This window comes from Cardinium endosymbiont of Philonthus spinipes, assembly GCF_964030745.1.
GTDB lineage: Bacteria > Bacteroidota > Bacteroidia > Cytophagales > Amoebophilaceae > Cardinium.
Genome location: NZ_OZ034918.1, coordinates 903,458 through 925,506 on the forward strand (window position 1 = coordinate 903,458; position 22,049 = coordinate 925,506).

At 39.6% G+C, this 22,049-nt stretch carries 18 protein-coding genes and 1 pseudogene; 2 read left to right on the forward strand and 17 right to left on the reverse strand.

The window, feature by feature from the left end:
- Window positions 1–216: 216 nt before the first annotated feature.
- The 17 genes and pseudogenes from prfA to AAHM81_RS03920 form a co-directional block, all read right to left on the reverse strand.
- The gene (prfA, locus tag AAHM81_RS03840; protein WP_342265185.1) at window positions 217–1,290 is read right to left on the reverse strand and encodes a peptide chain release factor 1; all 1,074 of its coding nucleotides are present in this window, start codon (window positions 1,288–1,290) and stop codon (window positions 217–219) included.
- A gap of 170 nt (window positions 1,291–1,460) precedes the next feature.
- Window positions 1,461–1,805 (reverse strand): 50S ribosomal protein L20, encoded by a 345-nt coding sequence (rplT, locus tag AAHM81_RS03845; RefSeq protein WP_342265186.1) that lies wholly within the window; start codon window positions 1,803–1,805, stop codon window positions 1,461–1,463.
- 93 nt (window positions 1,806–1,898) lie between these two features.
- A complete protein-coding gene (rpmI, locus tag AAHM81_RS03850) occupies window positions 1,899–2,099 on the reverse strand; it encodes a 50S ribosomal protein L35 (protein ID WP_342265187.1) in 201 nt (66 codons plus the stop codon).
- Window positions 2,100–2,357: 258 nt separating this feature from the next.
- On the reverse strand, window positions 2,358–2,885 hold the full coding sequence (gene infC, locus AAHM81_RS03855; protein ID WP_342265188.1) for a translation initiation factor IF-3: 528 nt from the start codon (window positions 2,883–2,885) through the stop codon (window positions 2,358–2,360).
- 144 nt (window positions 2,886–3,029) lie between these two features.
- Entirely contained in the window at window positions 3,030–4,214 is a 1,185-nt protein-coding gene (locus AAHM81_RS03860; protein WP_342265189.1) for a prolipoprotein diacylglyceryl transferase, read from the reverse strand.
- Between the two features lie 76 nt (window positions 4,215–4,290).
- A complete protein-coding gene (locus tag AAHM81_RS03865; protein WP_342265190.1) occupies window positions 4,291–5,778 on the reverse strand; it encodes a leucyl aminopeptidase in 1,488 nt (495 codons plus the stop codon).
- Between the two features lie 153 nt (window positions 5,779–5,931).
- A complete protein-coding gene (locus tag AAHM81_RS03870; protein WP_342265191.1) occupies window positions 5,932–6,351 on the reverse strand; it encodes a single-stranded DNA-binding protein in 420 nt (139 codons plus the stop codon).
- Window positions 6,352–6,617: 266 nt separating this feature from the next.
- Window positions 6,618–8,012 carry a hypothetical protein gene (locus AAHM81_RS03875; RefSeq protein WP_342265192.1) on the reverse strand — a complete coding sequence of 465 codons (1,395 nt, stop codon included), beginning with the start codon at window positions 8,010–8,012 and terminating at the stop codon, window positions 6,618–6,620.
- Between the two features lie 37 nt (window positions 8,013–8,049).
- The gene (gene clpX / locus AAHM81_RS03880; RefSeq protein WP_342265193.1) at window positions 8,050–9,315 is read right to left on the reverse strand and encodes an ATP-dependent Clp protease ATP-binding subunit ClpX; all 1,266 of its coding nucleotides are present in this window, start codon (window positions 9,313–9,315) and stop codon (window positions 8,050–8,052) included.
- 19 nt (window positions 9,316–9,334) lie between these two features.
- Complete coding sequence (locus AAHM81_RS03885) at window positions 9,335–10,012, reverse strand: ATP-dependent Clp protease proteolytic subunit (RefSeq protein ID WP_342265194.1); 678 nt, start codon at window positions 10,010–10,012, stop codon at window positions 9,335–9,337.
- 113 nt (window positions 10,013–10,125) lie between these two features.
- Window positions 10,126–11,100 carry a tRNA (adenosine(37)-N6)-dimethylallyltransferase MiaA gene (gene miaA / locus AAHM81_RS03890; RefSeq protein ID WP_342265195.1) on the reverse strand — a complete coding sequence of 325 codons (975 nt, stop codon included), beginning with the start codon at window positions 11,098–11,100 and terminating at the stop codon, window positions 10,126–10,128.
- Window positions 11,084–11,464 (reverse strand): hypothetical protein, encoded by a 381-nt coding sequence (locus AAHM81_RS03895; RefSeq protein WP_342265196.1) that lies wholly within the window; start codon window positions 11,462–11,464, stop codon window positions 11,084–11,086. Before AAHM81_RS03895 ends, miaA begins: the two co-directional genes overlap by 17 nt.
- A 340-nt stretch (window positions 11,465–11,804) precedes the next feature.
- Window positions 11,805–12,575 (reverse strand): annotated as a pseudogene (locus AAHM81_RS03900) (Rpn family recombination-promoting nuclease/putative transposase); the annotation flags it as partial.
- Between the two features lie 35 nt (window positions 12,576–12,610).
- Entirely contained in the window at window positions 12,611–13,699 is a 1,089-nt protein-coding gene (locus AAHM81_RS03905) for an IS481 family transposase (RefSeq protein WP_342265051.1), read from the reverse strand.
- A gap of 59 nt (window positions 13,700–13,758) precedes the next feature.
- A complete protein-coding gene (locus tag AAHM81_RS03910; protein ID WP_342265198.1) occupies window positions 13,759–14,907 on the reverse strand; it encodes a hypothetical protein in 1,149 nt (382 codons plus the stop codon).
- 231 nt (window positions 14,908–15,138) lie between these two features.
- On the reverse strand, window positions 15,139–15,855 hold the full coding sequence (locus AAHM81_RS03915) for a hypothetical protein (RefSeq protein ID WP_342265199.1): 717 nt from the start codon (window positions 15,853–15,855) through the stop codon (window positions 15,139–15,141).
- 330 nt (window positions 15,856–16,185) lie between these two features.
- Window positions 16,186–17,028 (reverse strand): lysophospholipid acyltransferase family protein, encoded by an 843-nt coding sequence (locus tag AAHM81_RS03920; protein WP_342265200.1) that lies wholly within the window; start codon window positions 17,026–17,028, stop codon window positions 16,186–16,188.
- A gap of 707 nt (window positions 17,029–17,735) precedes the next feature.
- On the opposite strand from AAHM81_RS03920, the gene AAHM81_RS03925 reads away from it, so the two are divergent.
- Window positions 17,736–18,134, forward strand: coding sequence for a hypothetical protein (locus AAHM81_RS03925; protein ID WP_342265201.1), 399 nt, complete (start codon window positions 17,736–17,738; stop codon window positions 18,132–18,134).
- Between the two features lie 277 nt (window positions 18,135–18,411).
- Window positions 18,412–21,948 carry a sodium:solute symporter family transporter gene (locus AAHM81_RS03930; RefSeq protein WP_342265202.1) on the forward strand — a complete coding sequence of 1,179 codons (3,537 nt, stop codon included), beginning with the start codon at window positions 18,412–18,414 and terminating at the stop codon, window positions 21,946–21,948.
- The last annotated feature ends 101 nt before the right edge of the window (window positions 21,949–22,049 follow it).

Sequence of the window (22,049 nt, forward strand, 5' to 3'; positions counted from 1 at the left end):
CCTCGCGTCTCCTTCGATAAAAAAATGGCGCTCTAGTAAAACACTAACACTTGAGTGATATCTTTTTCAGCGGATTAGAAAATCGTCTGTTTGAAGCCCGCTTGCGGGCTGAGTTCACGATTTTCCCGCTGAAAAAGATATCGATTCAGCTATTTACTATCGGGCCAGACTTTTTATCGAAGGAGATAAGGGGGCCAGCCATAGCTAGGCTAAAGGCTATTCCTCTGTTCCTGCTTGTAATTTTTCTGCATTATCTGCCACACGCAGCGCTTTGATCATGTCCAATATAGCTCCATCTAATATAGCTGCTAAATTATGTTCGGTATAGCCAATCCGATGATCGGTTGCACGGGCTTGAGGAAAATTGTAGGTTCTAATCTTATCCCCTCTGTCCCCCCGTTTGACCATAGATCTCCGTTCCATACCAATCGCTTCTTGTTGTTTTTTTACTTCCATATCATAGAGGCGGGAACGCAATACCTTTAAGGCTTTTTCATAATTTTTAATTTGCGATTTCCCATCTTGGCAGGATACAACTAGCCCAGTGGGTATGTGGGTAAGCCGTACAGCTGAATAGGTTGTGTTTACCGACTGTCCTCCTGGACCAGAAGAGCAAAAAGTATCTTTCCGTACATCATTTAAATCCAAGTTGATTTCCACATCTCCTGCTTCTGGTAACACCACTACACTGGCTGCTGAAGTATGTATACGGCCTTGTGTTTCAGTAGTAGGGACCCGTTGTACACGATGTACCCCAGATTCATATTTCATCAGACCATATACATCTTCACCCGCTACCGTACAGACGATTTCTTTCCAGCCCCCAGCAGTACCTTCTATCGTATATACAACAGAAAAATCCCATTTCATTTTTTCTGCAAAACGCTTGTACATACGAAAAAGATCTCCGGTAAAAATGGCTGCTTCGTCTCCACCAATACCAGCCCGAATCTCTAAAACAATGTTTCTGCTGTCATTGGGATCGCTTGGTGTAAGTGCATCGCGCAATTGAGCTTCTAAGTTGGATTTTTTATCTAAAGCAGATGCTAGCTCTTGTTTGGCAATTTCACGGAAGCCCTCTTCTTTTTCAATATTTAATACCTCTTTCGCTTCTGTTATATTTGCTAATACAAGCTCATAGTGGTTGTATAAGTCAACAATTTTAGATAGCTTGCTGTATTCCTTATTGAGTGCGGCATAGGCCTTGATGTCAAGTACCGCATCTGGCTGATGGATAGCTGCCTCTACCTCGTGAAACCGCTCCTTGATGGATTTTAATTTGTCAATCATATAATCCCTATCTGTTCACATCACTGGTAAATAATGGATTGTATCCCACTCTTTTTTCTTGATAAGAAAGTGGACAAAAAATCAAGCCCTCGGCAAAAAGTTGGGGCAGTTTGCTATAGCCATAGCGTTGAACAGATACACTGCCTTTATCAAGAAAAAAGTAAAATACATTACGCTACCTTTTGTACAATGGCCTCAAATGCGCTTGGATGGTTCATGGCCAAATCAGCTAATACCTTTCGATCCATATCCATATTGTTTTGCTTAAGCTTGCCCATAAACTGAGCATAAGCCATTCCATGTAAGCGAGCAGCTGCATTGATGCGTTGTATCCATAGCGCCCTTATGCTTCTTTTTTTTGTTTTACGGTCTCTATAGGCATATAAGAGCCCTTTTTCAACAGCATTCTTGGCTACTGTCCAAACATTTTTTCTTTTGCCCCAGTAACCTTTTGCTAATTTTAATACACGCTTTTTGCGTGCTTTGGAGGCTACTGAATTAACTGACCTTGGCATGGTTATCTTCTAAATTTATAGGTTGATAGTATGTATAAAACTACAGAAAAATCAATATTACAGTTGCGTGGCAAATGTAGAGATAGGCAACCATTAAATGGCTAGCAGTTTGCGGATAGTTGGCGCATTGGTCTCATGTACCAGTGCACTGTGTGTAAGATGCCTTTTTTGCTTTGTACTTTTAATTTTCTTTGCCAAGCAATGGTTCTTAAAAGCATGCTTCCGCTTAATCTTACCGCTACCTGTTACTTGAAATCTTTTTTTTGAACCAGAATGTGTTTTAACTTTTGGCATAGGTTATAACGGATGTTTAATGGTTTAACTAACGCAAATAGCTCATTTGCTGGCTGATACTTTGCTCGCCCTTCTTTTCAAAGCAAGGGCAAGGCAACCAATCTGTTTGTTGGCCTATTATAGGCCTATACAGCCACCTAAATGTAGTGAAAAATATTCAAATAGCAATACCCTCTTGCGAAAGTGATTTGTGGTACGCATTTTTAGGGGAAGTAGCCTATGAGCACTGCAGCATGCTCAGCTGTATCTAAAATGGACCTACTTCTTAGCTGTTAGTGGCGCTATGGTTAGGCTCATTTTTCTGCCTTCTAGTTTAGGTAGTTGCTCCACCCTTCCATAGGCTTCTAATCCTTGAGAAAATCTAAGCAAGATGAGCTCGCCCCTTTCTTTAAACATAATCTCTCTGCCTACAAACTTAACACAAACCTTAACTTTAGCACCAGCTTGTAAAAAATTAATGGCATGTTTTAATTTAAAGTCAAAATCGTGATCACTGGTATTAGGACCAAAACGAATTTCCTTTATAACAATCTTTTGGGCATTATTTTTTATTTCCTTATGCTTTCGTTTTTGTAAATACTTGAACTTAGCATAATCCATTACTTTACATACAGGAAAATCACTGGCTTTGGTAATTTCTACCAAGTCAAGCTCTTGTGCTTCCGCAATGGCTAAAGCTTCACGAATGCTATACACACCGGAAACGACATTATCACCAACCAAACGTACCTCTGATGCAGTGATACGCTCGTTTACGTTATGGGCTTCTTTTATTGTGTTTTTCAAATGGCGTAATATTGATTATGATTTGTTGTAGACATTAATAGAGCCAGGGTCTTCCTAGCTTCCTGCATTAATATACAAACACTTAAACAAATTTTCAATAAATCAAGTCAAAAAACAAGCTATTTGGTTGTTTCCTTAGCCTATTTAGGTTACAGGGTTTTGCTTGGATGCCACTTTAGCCCTTGGTCGCAAGATAAAAAATAGTCCTGCGATTGCCCAAGGCAAGCTAAGCAATTGGCCCATGTTCAACCACATGGTATCTTCAAACTCAACTTGATTTTCTTTATAGAATTCATAAAGAAAGCGAATGCAAGCGGCTGCTAATATAAGTGTGCCAAAAATTCGACCAGGTGCGATGGCTTGACCTCTTTTGTACCACCATAGAAGTAGCATTAAGAAAAGCAAAAAGTAGGACAATGATTCATAAAGTTGTGCTGGGTGTCTTGGAATACCCCAGGTATGGATACGTGCCTGATAGCCTCCATTTTGTTTTTCCAAGGTGTAGGATAAAGGCGTTCCATAGGCTTCATAGATCTTAGGAGAGCTGTTAAAGTAGGACTCTTGGATTAAATCGTTTTTTAAAGTTTTTTCAAGGAATTTTTTAACCTTCATTTCATCTGTCATCTCTTTTTTGAAATCAATAGTCAGTTCAATGGGTTGGTAATTGGTTTTTGTCGCTATTCTGTGGTCGGTAGATGGTTTGCCTATGGTTAAATTCTGAATAGTAGTGTCATATTTTGTGCATAAAGCCTCGTGTAATTCTCTGACAAATATGATACCATAGTTGCCCCCAGTTGGTTTGCCAATGATTTCAGAATTCATAAAATTACCAATACGAATCAGTGTGGCACCTAAAGGAAATAGAACAGATAAGTGATCTAAGATCCACATAAATTCTCCAGGGGACCGACGGTTTTTAAAATAGATACGGGGAGGAGAAAGGGAAATTTTAATCCGTTTTGCATATAAGAAAACAGCAAGTACTATTCCCATACCCGCTCCATGACTGGCCAAGCCGCTGAATCCAGTTATTTTAAAGGTAGGGGAAAAGACAACAGGTAAAAATATTTCCAATAGGTGATCTTTATAGTAGCTCCATTCATAAAAAATAACATGGCCCAAACGAGCGCCAACCATTACGCTGATTACAATATACCCCTTGATTTGGTCGGCTGCTTCTCTTGGTTTACCAGCTTGGGCAAACATACGATACCAAATGGGAATGCCTCCCAATACACCGGTAGCAAAGAGTAAGTTGTACCAACGAAGTTTTAACAATCCTTTTGCAAATAGCTCTGGAGATACATCCCATATGATGGCGCTGGGCATAGATATAAAAAATAAATAAAGTGATATAAGGTACGTTTTTTTAGCGGTGCTATGCCGCTGAATAAAAGATAACCAATCAACTATTGAGTAGCCAATCTACTAGCAAGCGTACGCCAAAACCTGTGGCACCTGCATTATAGTAGGACCAAGGTTTTTCTGTCCATACTGCACCAGCTATATCTAGATGGGCCCAAGCTGTTTTTTCAACAAATTGTTGCAAGAATAGCGCAGCTGTAATAGATCCAGCGCCTTTTTTGCTACCTGTATTGCGCATGTCTGCAACAATGGAATGCATATGCTCAAAATAAGCTGACTCTAATGGCATTTGCCAAATTTTTTCTCCTGTTCTTGGCGAAGCAGCCATCAAGCTATTGATCAGCTGTGCATCGGTGCCAAATATACCGGCCATACGCGTGCCCAGTGCAACTACCATTGCACCTGTTAAAGTAGCTAGGTCGACAATGGCATCTACACCCAGCTTTTCTGCATAGACCAATGCATCTGCCAGGGTAAGCCTTCCTTCCGCATCTGTATTGTCTATTTCAATAGTCTTTCCATTGGAAGCAGTTACGATATCACCAGGCTTGGTAGCGTTCCCATTGATCATATTTTCTGTCGCAGCAATAATAAAATGAATCTCTTTATTGGGCTTAATAGCGCCAATAGCTTCTGCTGCGCCAAGCACCGCTGCTGCACCTGCCATATCATATTTCATTAACTCAATCTGAGCATTGCCTATTTTTAAGTTGAGCCCACCAGAATCGAAGGTAACGCCTTTTCCTATTAGCGCAATCTTGGCAGATGGAGGATTAGGTGATTTTGGCTTATAACAGAGATGAATAAATTTAGGTGGCTGACTAGAACCTTGTGTAACGGAAAGGTAAGCCCCCATACCCAATCGTGCACAATCCTCTTTTTCTAAGATATTGAGCGTTAGATGGTGCCTTTGTGCCAATTCAGTGGCCGTTTCCGCCAACATGGAAGGGGTGACATGGTTGGCCGGAGCATTTACCAAATCTCTTGCCAAATTGGCCCCTGTTATAATTTGTTGGGCTAGTTGAATGGTTTGGTCATCCTCTATGGCATTTAAAAGGTATACCTTTTTAAGGTGGGTGATTGTTGTATCCTTTTTGGATTTAAAACGTTCATCTAAATAGGCAGCAAGTAAGGTGCCTTCTGCAAAAGCTTTTAAATGGTTTTGTTGGGTTAATAGGGTGGCAAAATGGATTACTACAGATGGACTGTGTAACTGGGCACATGTCCTATAAACTAGGCCTGCTGCTTGTCGAATGGTTTCCTGATCAATGGCTTCTTGTTTGCCTAGACCTACCAGTATCACTTTACCTGCTGTATGGAAACAGTTGGCCGTAGCGGTCGTGCCTTGTTTGCCAGTAAACTGAGATTCTTTTATCAAAGGCATCAAGACGTCATGATACAAAGGCTCACCAGTCAGATGGGTAGTGTCAGGTGTTGTATCATTCTTTTCAAAGATACCAAATGCATAACAACGCTGTTCTGCTTGCGAGGCTTTGCTGCTCAAAAATTGAAATTCAGGATATTGCATCGTAAGTAGTTGTTTTGAAGTGTTTGTAAATATTTTTTGTTTGTATGCCCAACGGTGTACAACAAGGTGTACACAAGAAATACCTCTCTAAATATAAGTAAATAATACAGAATAGATGGATGGTTACACGCTTGAAAATTGCACTTGGTTGTTTTATAGTGGCAACTCATTCATGTCATCCTTTGCATATGGCCTGTTTGGTGGCGTATGATTGATTACATGGACACCTTCATTTTTGGCTTTATGGCCACCCAATAACACCAACTGTTGCCCAATAATCTGTACAATATGTTTTTGGTGACCATCTTTATCTGTATAAAACCTATGGTTTAGTTTTCCTTCTATGTATACTTGTTCACCTTTGCTTAAATATTGCGCTGCAACTTCTGCCTGAGGGGTCCAGAGTACTACTTCGTGCCAATCTGTATGATTGACTTTTTCACCCTCTTTGGTTTTATAGCTATCATGTGTAGCCAATGTAAGTTGTACCCGCATGCGCCCATTTTCTAAATGGTGTATGGTTGGATCTTTACCCAGATTGCCCAGAATGATTACTTTATTAACGGTTGCCATATCGATGCTTTACAAAGACTTCTTTGGAAATGCTACTTCTGCTGGTAATTTGCACGTCGATCCGGATCCGGTGCTTAAAGCCTCACGTACATCTAGTACGCTGCGGTTTTGCGTTCCGTGTCTCCTACAAATTCTTGAGCATAAGCGCGTTTCGAAAGCAGTCTAATGGCTAATTATTTATGAGCAATCTAAGCTATTCATACCTACTTTGCAAGCGGGTTGCGTTACTGTTTTGCAAGAGGCCTAATGAATGTTTTGGGGTTTATTTATAGGCCAGCTTCAACTCTTTTTAGAAGGGTATGGGCAATAAGGAATCCTTTATCTCTTCTTACCTCAAGAGAACGTTTGATGATAAAGGTGAGCAGTTGGGTGGGGTGTAGCCCAATTTCTGCTGCTTGATGGAATAAAAAGGAAGCGGGATTCATGCCGGCTGTAGTATTGGGATCGTTTAAAATGATTTGATTTTCATTGGTAATAAAACCATCTATACGGGCATATACTTGACACTCCAGTAGTTGGAACAAGGTGGCTGCTTTTTTACGAATGGCATCCAGCAGGGGGGCAGACAATACCATAGGGGTTTGTTTTCGTACAATACCAGGCAGGTATTTTGCTCTATAGTCAAAATGCAGTTTTCCTTTTAGGATTTCAGTTGGTGGCAGCGCAATGGGTTTGCCTTTTTCTGCTTCTAATACAATACAAGAAAATTCCCGGCCTTCTATAAAGGCTTCTATAATGATGGCTTCTTCTGCTTGGGCACTTATTAATACAATTGCATCTTGTTTTGTTTGAAAATAAATTTCTATATGGTCTAGTAAGTCGTGAGGGGTGTAGAACAGTTGATCTTCTATCCATAAGGGAAATCCTATGCCTTCGCGTACATCTATAAGGTTATTGAACCAATCTTTTTTGCCAGCTGGTGTATAGCTTTTCCAGCGCTCATAGCCTATTGTTTCGATAAAAAATGCTTTGTCAACAGCAGTGGAAAAGGAATGCAGTGCACGGTTGTGCACAATGGTGACCCCTACAGAGGAGCCTTGCCTGCTGCTTTTCACAACAAAAGGCAGGCCAATGGTAGCGATGATTTGATCTAGTAGCTTGCCTGTATCTTTCCTGTTTAGCCATTCTTTTTGTGTTAAAATGCAAGAAGGGGGGGCTACAAAACCTGCATTTTTCAATAGTTTGTGTTGACATATTTTATGGATTCCCAGTGCAGCGGGTAATATATCAGATCCTGTATAAGGCACTTGGTACCACTCTAGTAGCCCTTGAATCGTTCCATCTTCTCCGAAAGGGCCATGCAAGCAGAGAAAAGCCATATCGAAGTATTTTGAAAAATCAGCAGGCTCTATTTTTTTTCCTATTTTTACAGCTTCATAATTCAGGGGAATAGGTAGTGATTCTATGTAAAGGGGAATTCCCCCAAAACTGGCTTCAGGAGTAGCTGGATAAAATTCTCGAATGGTACCCTGGTAAAGGTATTGTTTATGAAGGAGGATAAAATTTCCCAGGCTATCTACAAAAATAGGGACTGGTTCAAATATTTTCCGATCCAGGTGGTCGTAAACGGTACGTCCGCCTGCAAAAGAGATTTCCCGTTCTCTGGACTGCCCGCCAAAAAATACCCCTACTCTAATGGGAGATGATAAACAATTATGCATGAAAAAGGAATGTATATCCTACTTTTAGCCCTATCCTTTACGCCATCTTTTTTAATGCACCCCCTTGCCCCTGCTTTTCTGCTTGTCTAAGCAGCTCCAATCGTGTTCTACTGAGTTGCTCTAATGCATACTGCTTATCAATAACCAATGTTTGTTGATCTTTTAGGGATGGAGCAGTATACATTGCCTCCCCCATAATGGTTTCACAGATAGAACGGAGCCCCCTGGCACCAAGTTTTAGAGATATAGCTTGTTCCGAAATAAAATCAAGCGTTTCTTCTGTAAAGGTTAGGGTAATGCCATCTATTGCGAACAACTTAGTGTACTGCTTTACCAATGCATTTTTAGGTTCTGTAAGAATGCGGCGCAGGTCAGACTTTGTAAGTGGTTCCAACCCTTTTATAACCGGAAGACGGCCTACTAGTTCAGGAATAAGCCCATATCCTTTTATATCTGAGGCAGAAACATACTTAAGCATATCTTTGTCCTCTATTTTGGCACTGCGTTTTGCACAAAATTCAAACCCTATGCTATTAAAATTGATGCGATTGCTAATGGTTCTGGAGATACCATCAAAGGCACCCCCGCAAATAAATAAAATCTTTTCTGTATTAACAGCTGTTAACTTCTGATCTGGATGTTTTCTTCCACCATGTGGCGGCGCATTGACAATAGAGCCCTCTAATAATTTTAGTAAAGATTGCTGGACCCCTTCACCACTTACATCTCGGGTAATGGATGGATTGTCTCCTTTACGTGCAATTTTATCGATTTCATCTACATAGACAATCCCCCGTTCAGCTGCAGTTACTTCATAATTAGCAGCATGCAACAAACGACTGATAATACTTTCCACATCCTCCCCAACATAACCTGCTTCTGTTAAAACGGTTGCATCTATAATACAGAAGGGCACCTCTAGCATCTGTGCTAAAGTACGGACCAAATAGGTTTTACCTGTACCTGTTTCGCCAACCAACAAGATATTCGACTTTTCAATCACCACGTCATCTTCTATACTTGCTGGGTGGGCCAGACGTTTATAGTGGTTGTAAACAGCAATCGATAATGCTTTTTTAGCCTCTTCTTGCCCAATCACATATTCATCTAGATAGGCTTTAATTTCCTTTGGTCGTAATAGATTAACCGGTTTGATATCATTGATAACGTTATCCTCCTTTTGGAGTTGAATAATCTGTGCAGCTTGTGTCACACATTGGTCACAAATACGCCCCTCTGGACCAGTTACCATCATGCTGACTATCTCACTAGCTTTTTTACAAAAAGAACAATGTGTTTTCATAATGGTAATAATTGCATGATTAATGTTTTTGCTCTTGCCCTAAGACAGAGTCAATGACTCCATATTCTTTGGCCTCGTTTGCGCGCATCCAATAATCCCTATCTGAGTGGCGCTCTATAGAAGCATAATCCTGACCGGTATGCTTAGATAAAATATTATAAATATCTTTTTTAATTTCAATGATTTGCTGTATGGTAATTTCCATATCTGCAGCTGTTCCTTTAGCGCCTCCTAGTGGCTGGTGAATCATAATTCTGGCATGTGGTAGGGAGGAGCGTTTATTTGGAGCTCCTCCAGCCAATAGCACAGCAGCCATAGAAGCGGCAAGTCCTGTGCAAATGGTGGCTACATCAGGCGAAATATATTGCATGGTATCATAAATACCTAAACCAGGGTATACAGACCCTCCTGGACTGTTGATGTAGAGCAAGATATCTTTTTTAGCATCAACAGACTGCAAAAAGAGCAACTGTGCAATGATAATATTGGCAATATTGTCATCCACTTGTGTGCCCAGAAAAATGATTCTGTCCATGATCAGTCTGGAGAAGACATCCACTTCTCTAAAGTGGGCAGACCGTTGCTCAATGACCGAGCGTGTCATGTTTTCAACATCTGATATATAGTTATGAACTTGTAAACCAGTTGCATAACCGTTTTTTACTGCAAATTTTTCAAATTCTTTTTGATCTAACATAGGTAATATGGCGGGTAAAGTATATCCTGGCTTCTACACAGGTAGTTTTTTGGAAAGGTAGTACAAAATACTGTATTAACCAAATCTATACTTGGATTTTGGTCTAAAGTCGTCTAGAGGTTGAGTTTCGAAAGGGGGCTATTTGGTTTTGGTGCTAAAGTAGCAGGTGGTTGCCATGAGCCTATGATCTGGTTAATATGGCTTTGTACTTGTGGCAAGTCATATGGCCCAAACCAGCTTATATTTTTATCTTTTTTAAACCAAGTCATTTGTTTTTTTGCATACTGTTTGGTGTGGGTTTTGATATGGTTGATTGCGGTTGTTAAACTATATGCGCCATCCATGTAGCCAAATAATTCTTTATAGCCCAATGTTTGTAAGGCATTGGTTGTTTTGTAGGGATATAATTTTTCAGCTTCTTGCAGCAATCCTTGTTCCATCATAGCATCGACACGCAGGTCAATCCGTTTGTGTAGCAGTGGGTTGTCTTGGGCAAGGCCTATGGTAATGATGTTAAATGGTCTGATTGCTTTGGCTGGTTTGCGTAGCGTAGAATAGGGTTGTCCTGTACCTAGGCAGACTTCTAATGCTCTGATGACTCTGTTGGGATTGTGCAGGTCTACTATGTTATAGTAATTGGGGTCTTTTTCTGCCAGCAGCTGGGTCAGGTAGGGGAGCCCTTTTTCGGCCAAATGGGTGTTTAGAGTGGCGCGTAGGCTAGGAGATAGGGGGGGGATTTCAGCTAATCCTTCGCAAAGTGCCTTTAGATAAAGTCCGGAGCCACCCGTTGCGATTACTATATCTTGATGGGTAAACAGCGTGTCAAGCTTCTGTAAGGCTTCTTGAGCAAATCTACCAGCTGTGTAGGTTGCTTGAATGGGCAAGAAGGCTAAAAAATGGTGGGGGATGCCTTTCATTTCAGCTTGAGTAGGTTGTGCGCTGCCAATTACTAGGTCACGATAAAATTGTCTGGAATCAGCTGATAGAATCTCTGTTTGCAGTGTTTCAGCCAGTTGAATGGAAAGCGCAGTCTTTCCTATAGCGGTTGGGCCAACTATAACGATTAAATGTTTACGCTTGGTTGGCATCTTTCTCGTCTTCCTTGTCTTCTTCGTCTTCCTTTTTTTCCTCGTCGTTGTTGTCTTTAGTTACTGGTTGCGGAACAGGTCTCTGTATGATGGTATTATTAGATCCTATCACTGTAATTCCATCAGGATTGTCTAAGGTGATGGTTATAGATGTGTGCTCATCAGCTGGTGTATTTTTTTTATTATCTGGTGTGCTATCATCTGGAGCTTTTATGCTTTTGTTGGTCTGTATTGCTTCATCAGTTTGGTTGACCTCAATGGTATTGTACTGCCCCACGCATACAACCGTACCCTTTGATGTAATGTTTACAGATCGGTTGCTATTTTTTTTCTGATTTTCTGGACGGGGCTCGGGTAATTCCATTTTGGGTCTGATCTCATTGTCACATGCGCCTGCTATTAAGAAAGTAAAGCAAAAATATATTTTTAGTATAAATTTCGTGGTATGCATTGCACTAAATATTATTGGTCAAGGCGCTTGGTTGGTAAATTCTTATTTTTTTTGATTTTTAAAGCTTTTTGCTCTAAATGTTTATTGCTATGGCTGAATCTACATAGACCTTCGTTAGAAGGTCAGACTATAGCATGTCATTGGCCAATTTTAAGAAATTGGCCAATCTTTCCTTTGCAAACTTACAAAAATATTCCATATCATCCTTTTATCTTTTGATCGTTTAGATTGGGTATGGTTCAGAGACAGAACTCTATTTTAGTTGTGCTATCTGCTTAATGGATAAGCCAGTAATACGTATAATCTTTTCTACTGAGTCTCTTTCTTTTAGCATAGCTTTAGCAATTTCCAGTTTTTCTTCTAGTTTTCCCTCTAGCTTTCCTGCTAGTCGCGCTTTCTTTTCAGCTTTCTCTATTGTATTGGCTTCTATTCTGAGCCATTTCAAGTGATCTTCATAAGCCATCCTTTCCTCATCGGTAAAGTTCATCGTCTCTAAAACATGCAATGCCTTTTTTAGGCTGTCGTTATTCAAGGGTTGAGGTAAGTTATCTTTGTTGAGTAGGTCGTTGCGGGTAAGAAAAGCAGTCCAAATGTCTAATCCATTTTTTACCTTTGCCAATAAGGTTTTTAGATCTTCATTGGGATCGTTGCTGAATTTAATCAGCTCTATGGTATGCAATTCTAAATCGGTAAAATAAGGCAGCCCACTCTCTTTTTCTTTTATATGAAATACATTATGATACTTATCTGCACCGACAATAGAAGTAAAGTTCAATATATGAATCCCTATTGCTTTATTAAGGGTATCATATCCTGCTCCAGTTTTTAACTGTTCTGTATACAGCTTAGCCCAGTAATATAAGGCACGCTTATCATAATCTGATTCATCTGTGATTTGGATCTCTATATTAAACCTTTTGCCTGTTTCTCCTACTGCTTTTATATCTAATATAGAAAGTTTATCTGTTCTAAAATTTTTTGGGTTATAGGGATTTAGTAGGGTAACATCTACCACTTGATCTTGTAGTAGTTGATATTTAATCTGACAGGCAGTAAAAATTAGACTGTATAGATGTCAGTTAAGTTTAGTTTGTCAGGTATGCTCTTAAGATACGCGATTTGATTATTTTTTTCAAAGGCTAGTTTTTTACTATCTTCCCAAGTTTGTATAGGCGTTTTACCGTAACAGTACTTTCCAGAATGTGGTCGCTCATGATTATAATAATGTAACCAGCTATCTAAATCTTGTTTCAAGACATCCAGGTCTGTATAGATCTTCTTACGCATAGCTGTATCAAAGAATTCCTGTTTCATCGTTTTATTAAACCGCTCACAGAACCCGTTGGTTTGCGGTGAATAGGCTTTAGTAACAGTATGTTCTATGCCTTCTATGCTTAAAAACAACTCAAAGGCATGATGCTCTATTTTACCTTTATACTCAGTACCACGATCTGTTAGAATGCGCAAGAGGGGTATGCTTTGTTCTTGATACCAAGGCAATACTCTATCATTTAACATATCAGCAGCTGTCAAGGCTGTCTTATCAGTATAGAGTTTTGCATGAGCTACCCGAGAATAACTATCTATAAATACTTGCGTATAAACCTTACCTATCCCTTTAAAGTTACCAACGTAATAAGTATCTTGACAGCCTAAATAACCAGGGTGTTCTGTATCTATTTCTCCACATGCTTCTTGTTCATGCTTACGTTTTTCTAATGCGGATAGCTGAGATTCCGTTAAAACAAGGCCATCTTGAGCCATTTTAGCTTCTAAGGCTTTAAGACGTTTTTTTATATTATTTAAGTCATTACGTAACCAGATAGACCTGACACCGCCAGGAGAGACCAGGATACCTTGTTGCTTTAGTTCATTAGATACTCTAAGCTGGCCATAGGCTGGATAATCTATCGCCATATCTACTACTGCTTTTTCTATACTAGGATCTACTCTATTAGCCATAATCGGCTTCCTACGGCTTATCTCTTGTAAAGCCTCTTGACCGCCTGTTTCATACAAGGCTTTGAAGCGATAATAGCTATCTCTACTATAACCCATAGTTTTACACGCCGATGAAATGTTCCCCAACGTTTTTGCTAGCTCCAATAAGCCTACTTTCGGCTTGATGATTTTTTGATGTAAATTCATAATAGTAGTCGGTATTTATATCAACACAAATTAATAAATGTCAGATTAAATATCAACTACTACACCTTACCCTTACCCTTACTCATCATACTCTTAGGATTCTTTTTATTGTTAGCTCGCTTGCTTGGGTACATATCATATAGTTCATTTTCTTCTTGTTCTCTTGCTTTCTTATTTTTGATTTCTTTCGCTGCTGCTGTTACATTGGTTATTGCTTGTGTTATAGCTTCTTCTGTTTTTTTTATATCTCTAGATTGGTTTAATGCCTTGGTCTTTAATGCTTCTGCTATTGAATTTAATGTTGGTTGTAATTTTATCTGATTCTCTGGTTTTTTTATTTCTTTTCCTAGCTCTTTTATTTCTTTTCCTAGCTCTAGCGCCTCTTTTTTTTGAGTTTGTAAAGATTTTTCATGTTTTTCTATGCACTCGACCCTTCTTTGCACCTTATTAGACTTCGTTGAGTTTTGTAGTTGTTCTATGATACTACTTATTTCTTTTTCTTTGAACTTGATTTCTAATTTTTTTATCGTACCTATTGTTTGTTCTACTAATTTTTTACATTCCTGTAGTTGACTATCAGTTTCTACACTAGGTGTAACAAATACTACATCAGGTCCTTTTTGCGTTGGTTTTTGTTTCTGTTTCTGTTTCTGTTTCTGTTTGTCCTTGTTCTTGTTCCTGTTCTTGTCCTTGTTCCTGTTCTTGTTCTTGTTCTTGTTCCTGTCCTTGTTCTTGTTCCTGTCCTTGTTCTTGTTCTCTGTGTTTCCCTTTTTTGCTATATCCTGCGTTGTTTCTATCCTTTGCGCTGTCTTGTTCGCATGCTCTATCTGTTTTACTTCTTCTTCACCTCCTTCCTTTTCTAGTGTTGTTGTATGCTGTTGGTTTGGCTTGTTCTTATCTACATCCTTTATCTCTTGCTCTTGGTTGTATTGAGTTTTTGGGTCAGTTGCGCCTTCATCGTTATTATTCTTGTTTGCCTGCTCTTTCCTTTGTTGAGTAGGTATACCTTTGTTGCGCTGCGTTGCTTGATCAGTTATGGCTGTTTCACTAATGATGGTATTGTTTGATCCAATACATGCCAACCTACCTCTTGATGAAATTGTTATATGATCCTGAATATATTCCTGACCGTTTAGAATGGGTGGGCGGGGCAAGTTGTATTTCTTAATGTTTTTGCATGCAGCTGCTATTAAAAACGTTAAGCACAAACATAGTTTTACTATAGATTTAATGGTATCCATTACACTAATATGGTCAGCCAAAATGGTGCGCTGGCCAATCCTTTTGATTGCTTAGATTTGGCATACGGCTTGTATAGAGGGCAGCTTTAGCTGCTGCTATTAAAGTTAAGCAAAAACATTACTGTAATGTATACTTAGTAGCATGATGCAATTAGTGCGTGTTGGCTATCGCTTATTTTTATGTTTTTTGCTAAACTTTTAGTTTTTTCTTTCCTCTGGTATAGGGATTTCTGGTAATGTCTTGCTGATTATATCATCTATTTTTTCGTCTAACAATGGTAAATAAGATTCTATTATACCAGTTTTTTTTAACCTGTCTATGTAGTTATCATAACTGTCTAATTCTTTGATTAAATCTTGAAATTGTTTATGCATTGTCTTCCATAGATTGGCATCAATTGCTTTGTTTTCTATTCCCTTTACCTCTTCTTCTGCTATCACCTTTTTACGTTCCGCTATTTTTTTTTTAGTCTCACTACACCATTTTTGTAATTCTGTGTTTGTTAGGAGCTTAGCAGTACTACTAACAGCCTCAGTAGCCTCGCTAGTCTTTTCAACATTCCGCTTGTTCTGATATCCAGATGGAATAGAGGCTCCTTTTTTAAGATCTTCTGTTGTGGTATCAGTAGCTTTAGGGGGATTCTGAACAGGCAGAGTAGCCTGTTGGCTACCAGGCGTTTGGTTATCAGGGATTATAGGTGCTAAATCAGATTGACCTGTTTGGTTTTTTGTTGAGACTTGGCTTGGTGTTGGTGCTTGCTTATCCTGATCGATGGTGTAATTAGATTTTTTGACTTTACTGATATCTGCTTTTGGTGTGGTTTTTCCTTTACACTTGCATCCTTCTCCAGCTAAACCTACTATAGATAAGTAGAGTAAAGCGCTGCTTGCATAATATTTTATATTGATTTCCATACTTAATAATCTGGCTATATTATTTTAATGCTTTAGTTTATGCTTATCTACCACTTAAGGTAAGTAAGTTTGTAAGCCAAAAGTTACAAGACTTCTTGCAGTAATCAAAAAATTAATCTTAAATAAATTGATGCGGTTATACAAACTTCACACTAGACCTTCTGCAAAACCTATTTCTAATGGCAATTTTGGTGTCGAAGCTTGTCTATGCTCCTCAAATACATCTAGTATTCTGCGGTGCTCGACTGCGCTTCTCCTAAAAATTGCTGATCACAAATAGCTTTTGCAGAAGGTCTACTATTGTATGGGGGTAATTTATTCTTTTTATGCCTATTTCCACCTTCTATGTGACCAAAGCCAAAAGGCTGGATTTTCTAGAATATTTGCTTCTAGCCTCCTGGTATAGCCTGCTGCGATTTCTTGAATCGATAGTTGGGTAGGCTTTTCTGCTAGTAATATCGGTTTTGCTTGGTATTTGCCCCGTTTGATGCGCTCTATGTGGATGTAAAAAATAGGTTGGTTGCATTGCTGAGCCAGCTTGGCAGCGGTTACTCCAATAGTTGTTGGTTGCGTTAAAAAGGTGGTGGCGTAGCCATGTCCACTATGCAATGGGGCTTGGTCTATTAAGAGTGTGGTAGCCTCAGGGGCCCCTTTGTGACTTTTTATATGCTTGAATAGGGCAGTCAGTGGGATGGCTTTTCGTTGAAAACGCGTTCTTAAATGGAGCACAATGCGGTCTATCTCTTTATGGTGTAAAGGTTGATAACCTGCAGTTATTGTATAGGATGTTTGCAATGCAAGCGCATCTGCAATCCACTCCCAATTGCCAAAATGGCCAGCAACCAGTATAATCGATTGTCCTTTCCGGTAAAACTTTTCTATACTTTCTATATCCTTAATGGTAACTTGCTGCAACAGCAGCCTCGGAGATATGGTTAAAGCTTTTATATGCTCTACTAGCAAGTCACATAGATGCTGGTAAAAGCTTTTTGCTATTTCTTGGCGTTTTTGGGGCGTTTGGTGGGCAAAAGCATGGATTAAGTTTTGCACTACCACTTTGTTTCTATAACCTATTAAGTAGTAGAGTACTATATAGCATAAGTTTGCCATACAGTATAATAGCCAAAGCGGCAACAAAGAAAGTAGATAGCATAAAGCGCATATAATAGACATAACCAAAATATAAATTGTAGCCACGTAGGTCTATGGATGGAGCAGTAGTAGAGCATTAAATAGCAAAAAAAAGCATGCAGCACAATTAATATTAAAAAACATTGCAACAATATATTTTTTTTATTACCATTAGGTATGGAGCAATCCCATTAAGGTTAGCAAACGCGCAAGCAACAGCGTTGCCACCAGTAGAAGTGGTCTCCAGCCGCTCATTTAGGTAACTACCCTTTTATGATGCGTGCAAACGATAAATTTATAAAAAAACAAAAAACAAAAAGCCTATGTTACTTTTTCAAGACAAAATAAACATAATGGGTAGCCATTGCCCATTATCTGAGCCTATTTCAGTAACGCAATCATCCATTTTTACATAACTGGCTAGGATTACCTAATAGAGCCTGCTATTGCTTTTTTGAGCACAAACAGGGGGTCTTCTATCCAAATAGCAGCAGAAATAGTGCGTTACTGGGTGCATATACATTCTGTTAACTTAACCGATCTAAATTTATGTTATTATGTCCATATCTACTAAAGCGCCAATGGTTTTACTACTTATACTGCTGTCAGCATCAGATGCATGCGGAGCGGTAAAGCCGTTAAAATCAAAATCTACTACGCAGACCAGTGCAATTATACCTAAAGTATACTATAAAAAAAGATCAACTAACCCAAAATCACAATGCTCTAAAAATTCTACTTCAAAAAATGTGCTGTCTAACCAGACAAATCCAGAAACATCAGCAGCGTTGCAATTAGTAGGAGGGGTATCATTACAACCAGCAGCATCACCGTCAGTAGGAGTAGTACCACACCAGCCAGCTACACCTACAGGTATATCCCCAAAAACCAATCAGTTGCCAATTGATCAGCAGCCCAATATGGCTAACAACCAAGGAGATGGTACTGAAGGCAACAATATAGAGGATGGGTATAAAACAAACAACCAGCACCAGCAGCCTACTGAAACGTCACCAAAGAAAGGGGGAGGATTCCTATCTAGGCTGACATGGTTGAAGAAGAGATTGTGGGGAGAAGAAAAACCAAAGGATGGGCGTGGGGGAAGCTTCCACGATTTTACCATGTTTCCTGATGCACACAAGGATTGATGCCTGACATAGTAGTGGCATAAACGGCCCACATCATATTCCACCTGGCGCTTGACCAAGCGCCAGGTGGAATCTATTATCCTGTTACCTCCAAACAACCATCTTATAAAAAACAGAACTTGTTTTTCCTGCTCTTGATCAAATAAAAAATAAAATATGTATGGTATCTATGCCCTATTCCCCTTTATTTTTTTTGATTTTTAACTAAAAGTCCTTACCATGAGCAATGGTTCCATTGCTGTAACCCATTACCTAACCTTTTTAATGGTTTTTCTTTATGATCTGCTTTAATATCTCTCTATGGATAGTCTCTGCTTTTTTAGCGTTAACCTTGATGGTAGGTATTTACTTTAGTAGAAAAAAAACCACCTTTCGAGAATATGCGGTGGGAAGTAAACAGTTTTCTACCGCTACTTTAGTAGCTACAGTATTGGCTACTGCTTTTGGGGGGGGGGGATTGGTGCGTAACGTAGAGTGTGTGCATGAACTTGGCTTATGGTGGATAATACTTAGATTTTTAGATTGTTTTGGTGTATGGGTTGTTAGTAAGTTAGTATTACGTATGGGGCCATTTATGCAACATTTCTCTATGGCAGGGACAATAGGCCACATCTATGGAAGATGCCCAAGGGTTATTGCTGCACTGATTGGTATTTGTGGTAGTATCGTTATAATTACTATGCAAATCACTGTAATGTCCCAGGCTATTGGCATGTGTATAAGCTTAGGTAATCCTTATGTAATGCCTATATTGGCTACTTTACTTCTTGTTTTCTATTCTACTTTTGGAGGTATTCGTGCCGTTACCTTTACAGATGTATTACAATTTATCACCTTTTCGATTATTATCCCTTTACTCTGTTGGTTTATCTTTAGAAAAGCAGGCAAGCCAATTGCGGAGATTTTTCCTATGCTACAGAGTCAAACTAAGTTTCAATTTGGCACTCTATTTCATTCTAGCATGCAGTTGGTAAGTATGATCTTACTTGCGTTGAGTTGTTTGGTATCCTATATAAATCCTCAGATGGTACAGCGGATTTACATGGCTTCTGGTTGTGTCCAAGCCCAAAATGTTTTTTCGTATACAACTATTTTTATGATTATTATAAAAATTTTTATAATACTAACTGGAATATTTGTTTTTGCAGGAGCGCCAGATTTACCCAAAGCAGCAGTTTGGGAATATATAATGGCCAATATTCCCCCCTTTTTTAAAGGATTTGTTGCTATTAGCTTACTGGCTATGGCTATGTCTACAGCTGATTCTTGCTTAAATGCTTGTGCGGTTATGGTTAGTCATGATATAGTGCAAAGCTCACAAAAAGAAATAGCTGATGCACGTCAACTTAAAATAGCTAGATGGACCACGTTAGTAGTGGGCTTATTGGCTATGCTTTTAGCTTTTAAGTGTAGAGACCTATTAAAACTCATGTATTGGTCTCTTGCTTGTAAGATACCTATAACAGTTGCTCCTTTTACATTAGCTGTTTTTGGCTTTCGGGGTACTTGTCGTACAGCGTTGATCGGTATGGCAACTGGTGGACTAGCTATTTTAGCTTGGAACACATGGGTTAAGCCTTCAACAGGGATGGATGGCTCTTTCCTTGCTATGGTAGCAAATGGCCTAGCTATGATGTCAGCCCACTATTTATTCAAACAGCCCAAAGGTGCAGGTTGGGTTGGTCCAGATTACCAATTTAAACAACTGCAGCAAGCAGATGCACGTAAGCGCGTGGAACGAAAAGAAGCTATTAAGAATCGTTGGTCCAATAAAAAAGTTAGCTTATCCAAGCTGATACCCAGTGATCGTACCATACGCTTAACAGGGCTTTATATGGTTGCTACTGCCATTTTAGATTATTGGTTTATTAGGCCCGATCACATCTATTGGGCGATTTGTCAAGTCCTTGTGGGAGCGCTTTTTACCTCTTCTAAAACCTTTTTTAGCAAAACCATTCCAGCTTGGTGCATGGGTTTGTGTTGGCTAATAGGACTAGCGGTTTACCTCCCTGTAAATCTACTTGAGCACTGGTGGAATCTGGTAGACCCGGTCTTTACCACATCCTTGTCGCTGGCTCATTGTGGAGTAATCTTATCGCTCTTTCCCCTCTATCTGGGTATAGGGGTTGTAGCTGGCACATTACTACTAGCGCTTTACCCCATCTCTGTGGGCTTGACGCTGCCCATGTTGTGTACCTTGTTGCCACTATTTGTGGTGAGCCTATTAATGGTTGCGATTATTGTTTGGTTTAAAGTCAACCAAAATATTTACACAAATAAAATTCTTTACCTTGAAAATCAGGAAAAAATCAGAGAATCCCAGCAGCTAAAAGCCTATCTTTATGATGCAGCTGCGGTACCTACCGCTGGTAAGGCCAAAGGGTATGGCGCTATTTTAACGCAAGTAATAGGTAAGATTGAGGAATCTATTTCTTTTTTAGATAGCAATATTCCGCTTTATAAACAGGATTTTCAGAGTATTATCAATAAGCTTTATGATTGGGTAGCTTATTTCAATAGAAGGGCCAAAGCCAAAAAGCATGCGTTGTTGAAGCCTACGCAGATTACATTAGATAAGTTAATCCGTAAGGTAGAGTTGGCCTTGCTGCAAGAGGTGGCTGATCCGCCTAGACTACTGGTAGAAACCATAACTAGTGCCAATGGGGGGGCATCCCCTTATATGGTATGTGATATCCATCAAGTAGTCTACTTATTGGTTAAGGCTGTTTTACGTGTCGGTAAGCTACAGGAGGCGGTTAGGCCCGTTGTGCGGATACAACTCCATTCCACTGCTTTGCAGTTTAAGCTAGCCGATCCTGTTGATGGCAGCCAGCCTGTATGCATTCTTTTTCAAGCTACTGCGTTGGTAATCAGCCAGGCTACTGTTGCTCCTGAAACACTACCTACAGTGAAACAGACCTATCGTGATGCTATAGATGCAATCGGCCCTCAAGGTAAACCAGAAACACCACCCTCTATAGACTTGCAACAGGAAACCTTATCCAGTATTGTTGGTGCCCATTATGGCTATTGGGAAACGTTGGGTGGGGAAAAACAACCAACCATGTTGTTGGTATTGCCTAATGATGTGACAGATATCCTAGGTAGGATGACTACTACACTCCCTCTAGATGCCTTAACCTTAGAAGCACCTGCCACCCCTAAGGAGCAAGCCGATTCGATGATGGCACTCATGAAGTTCCATGATTATGTTTGCAAGTCCTCTTATCAGATGGATCCTGTGGATGTAGGCACTATTTCTGGATTGCTTTTATTGCTGCGGCAACATTTTGGTTTTAAACGACATGTTTCTGGTCAATTGCTTTATGTACGGGCGGTAGGCATTGCTGAATTGGTAGTAGAGTGGGCTTTTCATTCTCCTAAAGTGATCTATGCTGCTTTGTTGTATGAACTGGTGCGTCGCACCTGTTTACCGCTTTCTTATGTCAAGGAACATTATAACTTAGGCGTCTATGCTTTTGTCTTGAATGTGGTAGGGATCGATAAACGGCAATCGCTAGACCATCCTTCTTTGCTATATGTGCAGAATCGACTGAAAGAAGCGATCAAGGAAGAACATATACAGCTTTCTGTTCTATTTATTAAACTGGCAGAACGGCTCTATGACCTACGCCATGCAGCAGGTTATATCCATCCAACAGAGGTGCAACATATGGCACAAGAAACATTGGCTATAGATGTGAAACTGGCCAATACGTACTTAGGCCCAGAGATAGCTACAGTATTAGAAGTAGCAGCTAGAAAGGCACTAAAGATGGGCCAAGAGATTAGGCAAGCTAAAGGGGCAAAATAGGTAGTAGGTATGGGAACTGGCTACTCATTTTTAAGAGGGCGTTTGCCTATAGATGATTCAAATGTAGGATAATGGCTATAAGCCCATTATATTTGTGATGT

What these genes read in the sequence shown, in the direction of transcription:
- AAHM81_RS03860 (WP_342265189.1), bottom strand. Translation starts at nt 4,214, where the DNA reads ATGCCCAGCGCCATCATATGGGATGTATCTCCAGAGCTATTTGCAAAA.
- AAHM81_RS03930 (WP_342265202.1), top strand. Translation starts at nt 18,412, where the DNA reads ATGATCTGCTTTAATATCTCTCTATGGATAGTCTCTGCTTTTTTAGCG.
- AAHM81_RS03915 (WP_342265199.1), bottom strand. Translation starts at nt 15,855, where the DNA reads ATGGAAATCAATATAAAATATTATGCAAGCAGCGCTTTACTCTACTTA.
- rpmI (WP_342265187.1), bottom strand. Translation starts at nt 2,099, where the DNA reads ATGCCAAAAGTTAAAACACATTCTGGTTCAAAAAAAAGATTTCAAGTA.
- AAHM81_RS03905 (WP_342265051.1), bottom strand. Translation starts at nt 13,699, where the DNA reads ATGAATTTACATCAAAAAATCATCAAGCCGAAAGTAGGCTTATTGGAG.
- AAHM81_RS03920 (WP_342265200.1), bottom strand. Translation starts at nt 17,028, where the DNA reads ATGTCTATTATATGCGCTTTATGCTATCTACTTTCTTTGTTGCCGCTT.
- AAHM81_RS03885 (WP_342265194.1), bottom strand. Translation starts at nt 10,012, where the DNA reads ATGTTAGATCAAAAAGAATTTGAAAAATTTGCAGTAAAAAACGGTTAT.
- prfA (WP_342265185.1), bottom strand. Translation starts at nt 1,290, where the DNA reads ATGATTGACAAATTAAAATCCATCAAGGAGCGGTTTCACGAGGTAGAG.
- rplT (WP_342265186.1), bottom strand. Translation starts at nt 1,805, where the DNA reads ATGCCAAGGTCAGTTAATTCAGTAGCCTCCAAAGCACGCAAAAAGCGT.
- AAHM81_RS03875 (WP_342265192.1), bottom strand. Translation starts at nt 8,012, where the DNA reads ATGCATAATTGTTTATCATCTCCCATTAGAGTAGGGGTATTTTTTGGC.
- AAHM81_RS03865 (WP_342265190.1), bottom strand. Translation starts at nt 5,778, where the DNA reads ATGCAATATCCTGAATTTCAATTTTTGAGCAGCAAAGCCTCGCAAGCA.
- clpX (WP_342265193.1), bottom strand. Translation starts at nt 9,315, where the DNA reads ATGAAAACACATTGTTCTTTTTGTAAAAAAGCTAGTGAGATAGTCAGC.
- AAHM81_RS03870 (WP_342265191.1), bottom strand. Translation starts at nt 6,351, where the DNA reads ATGGCAACCGTTAATAAAGTAATCATTCTGGGCAATCTGGGTAAAGAT.
- AAHM81_RS03895 (WP_342265196.1), bottom strand. Translation starts at nt 11,464, where the DNA reads ATGGAATTACCCGAGCCCCGTCCAGAAAATCAGAAAAAAAATAGCAAC.
- miaA (WP_342265195.1), bottom strand. Translation starts at nt 11,100, where the DNA reads ATGCCAACCAAGCGTAAACATTTAATCGTTATAGTTGGCCCAACCGCT.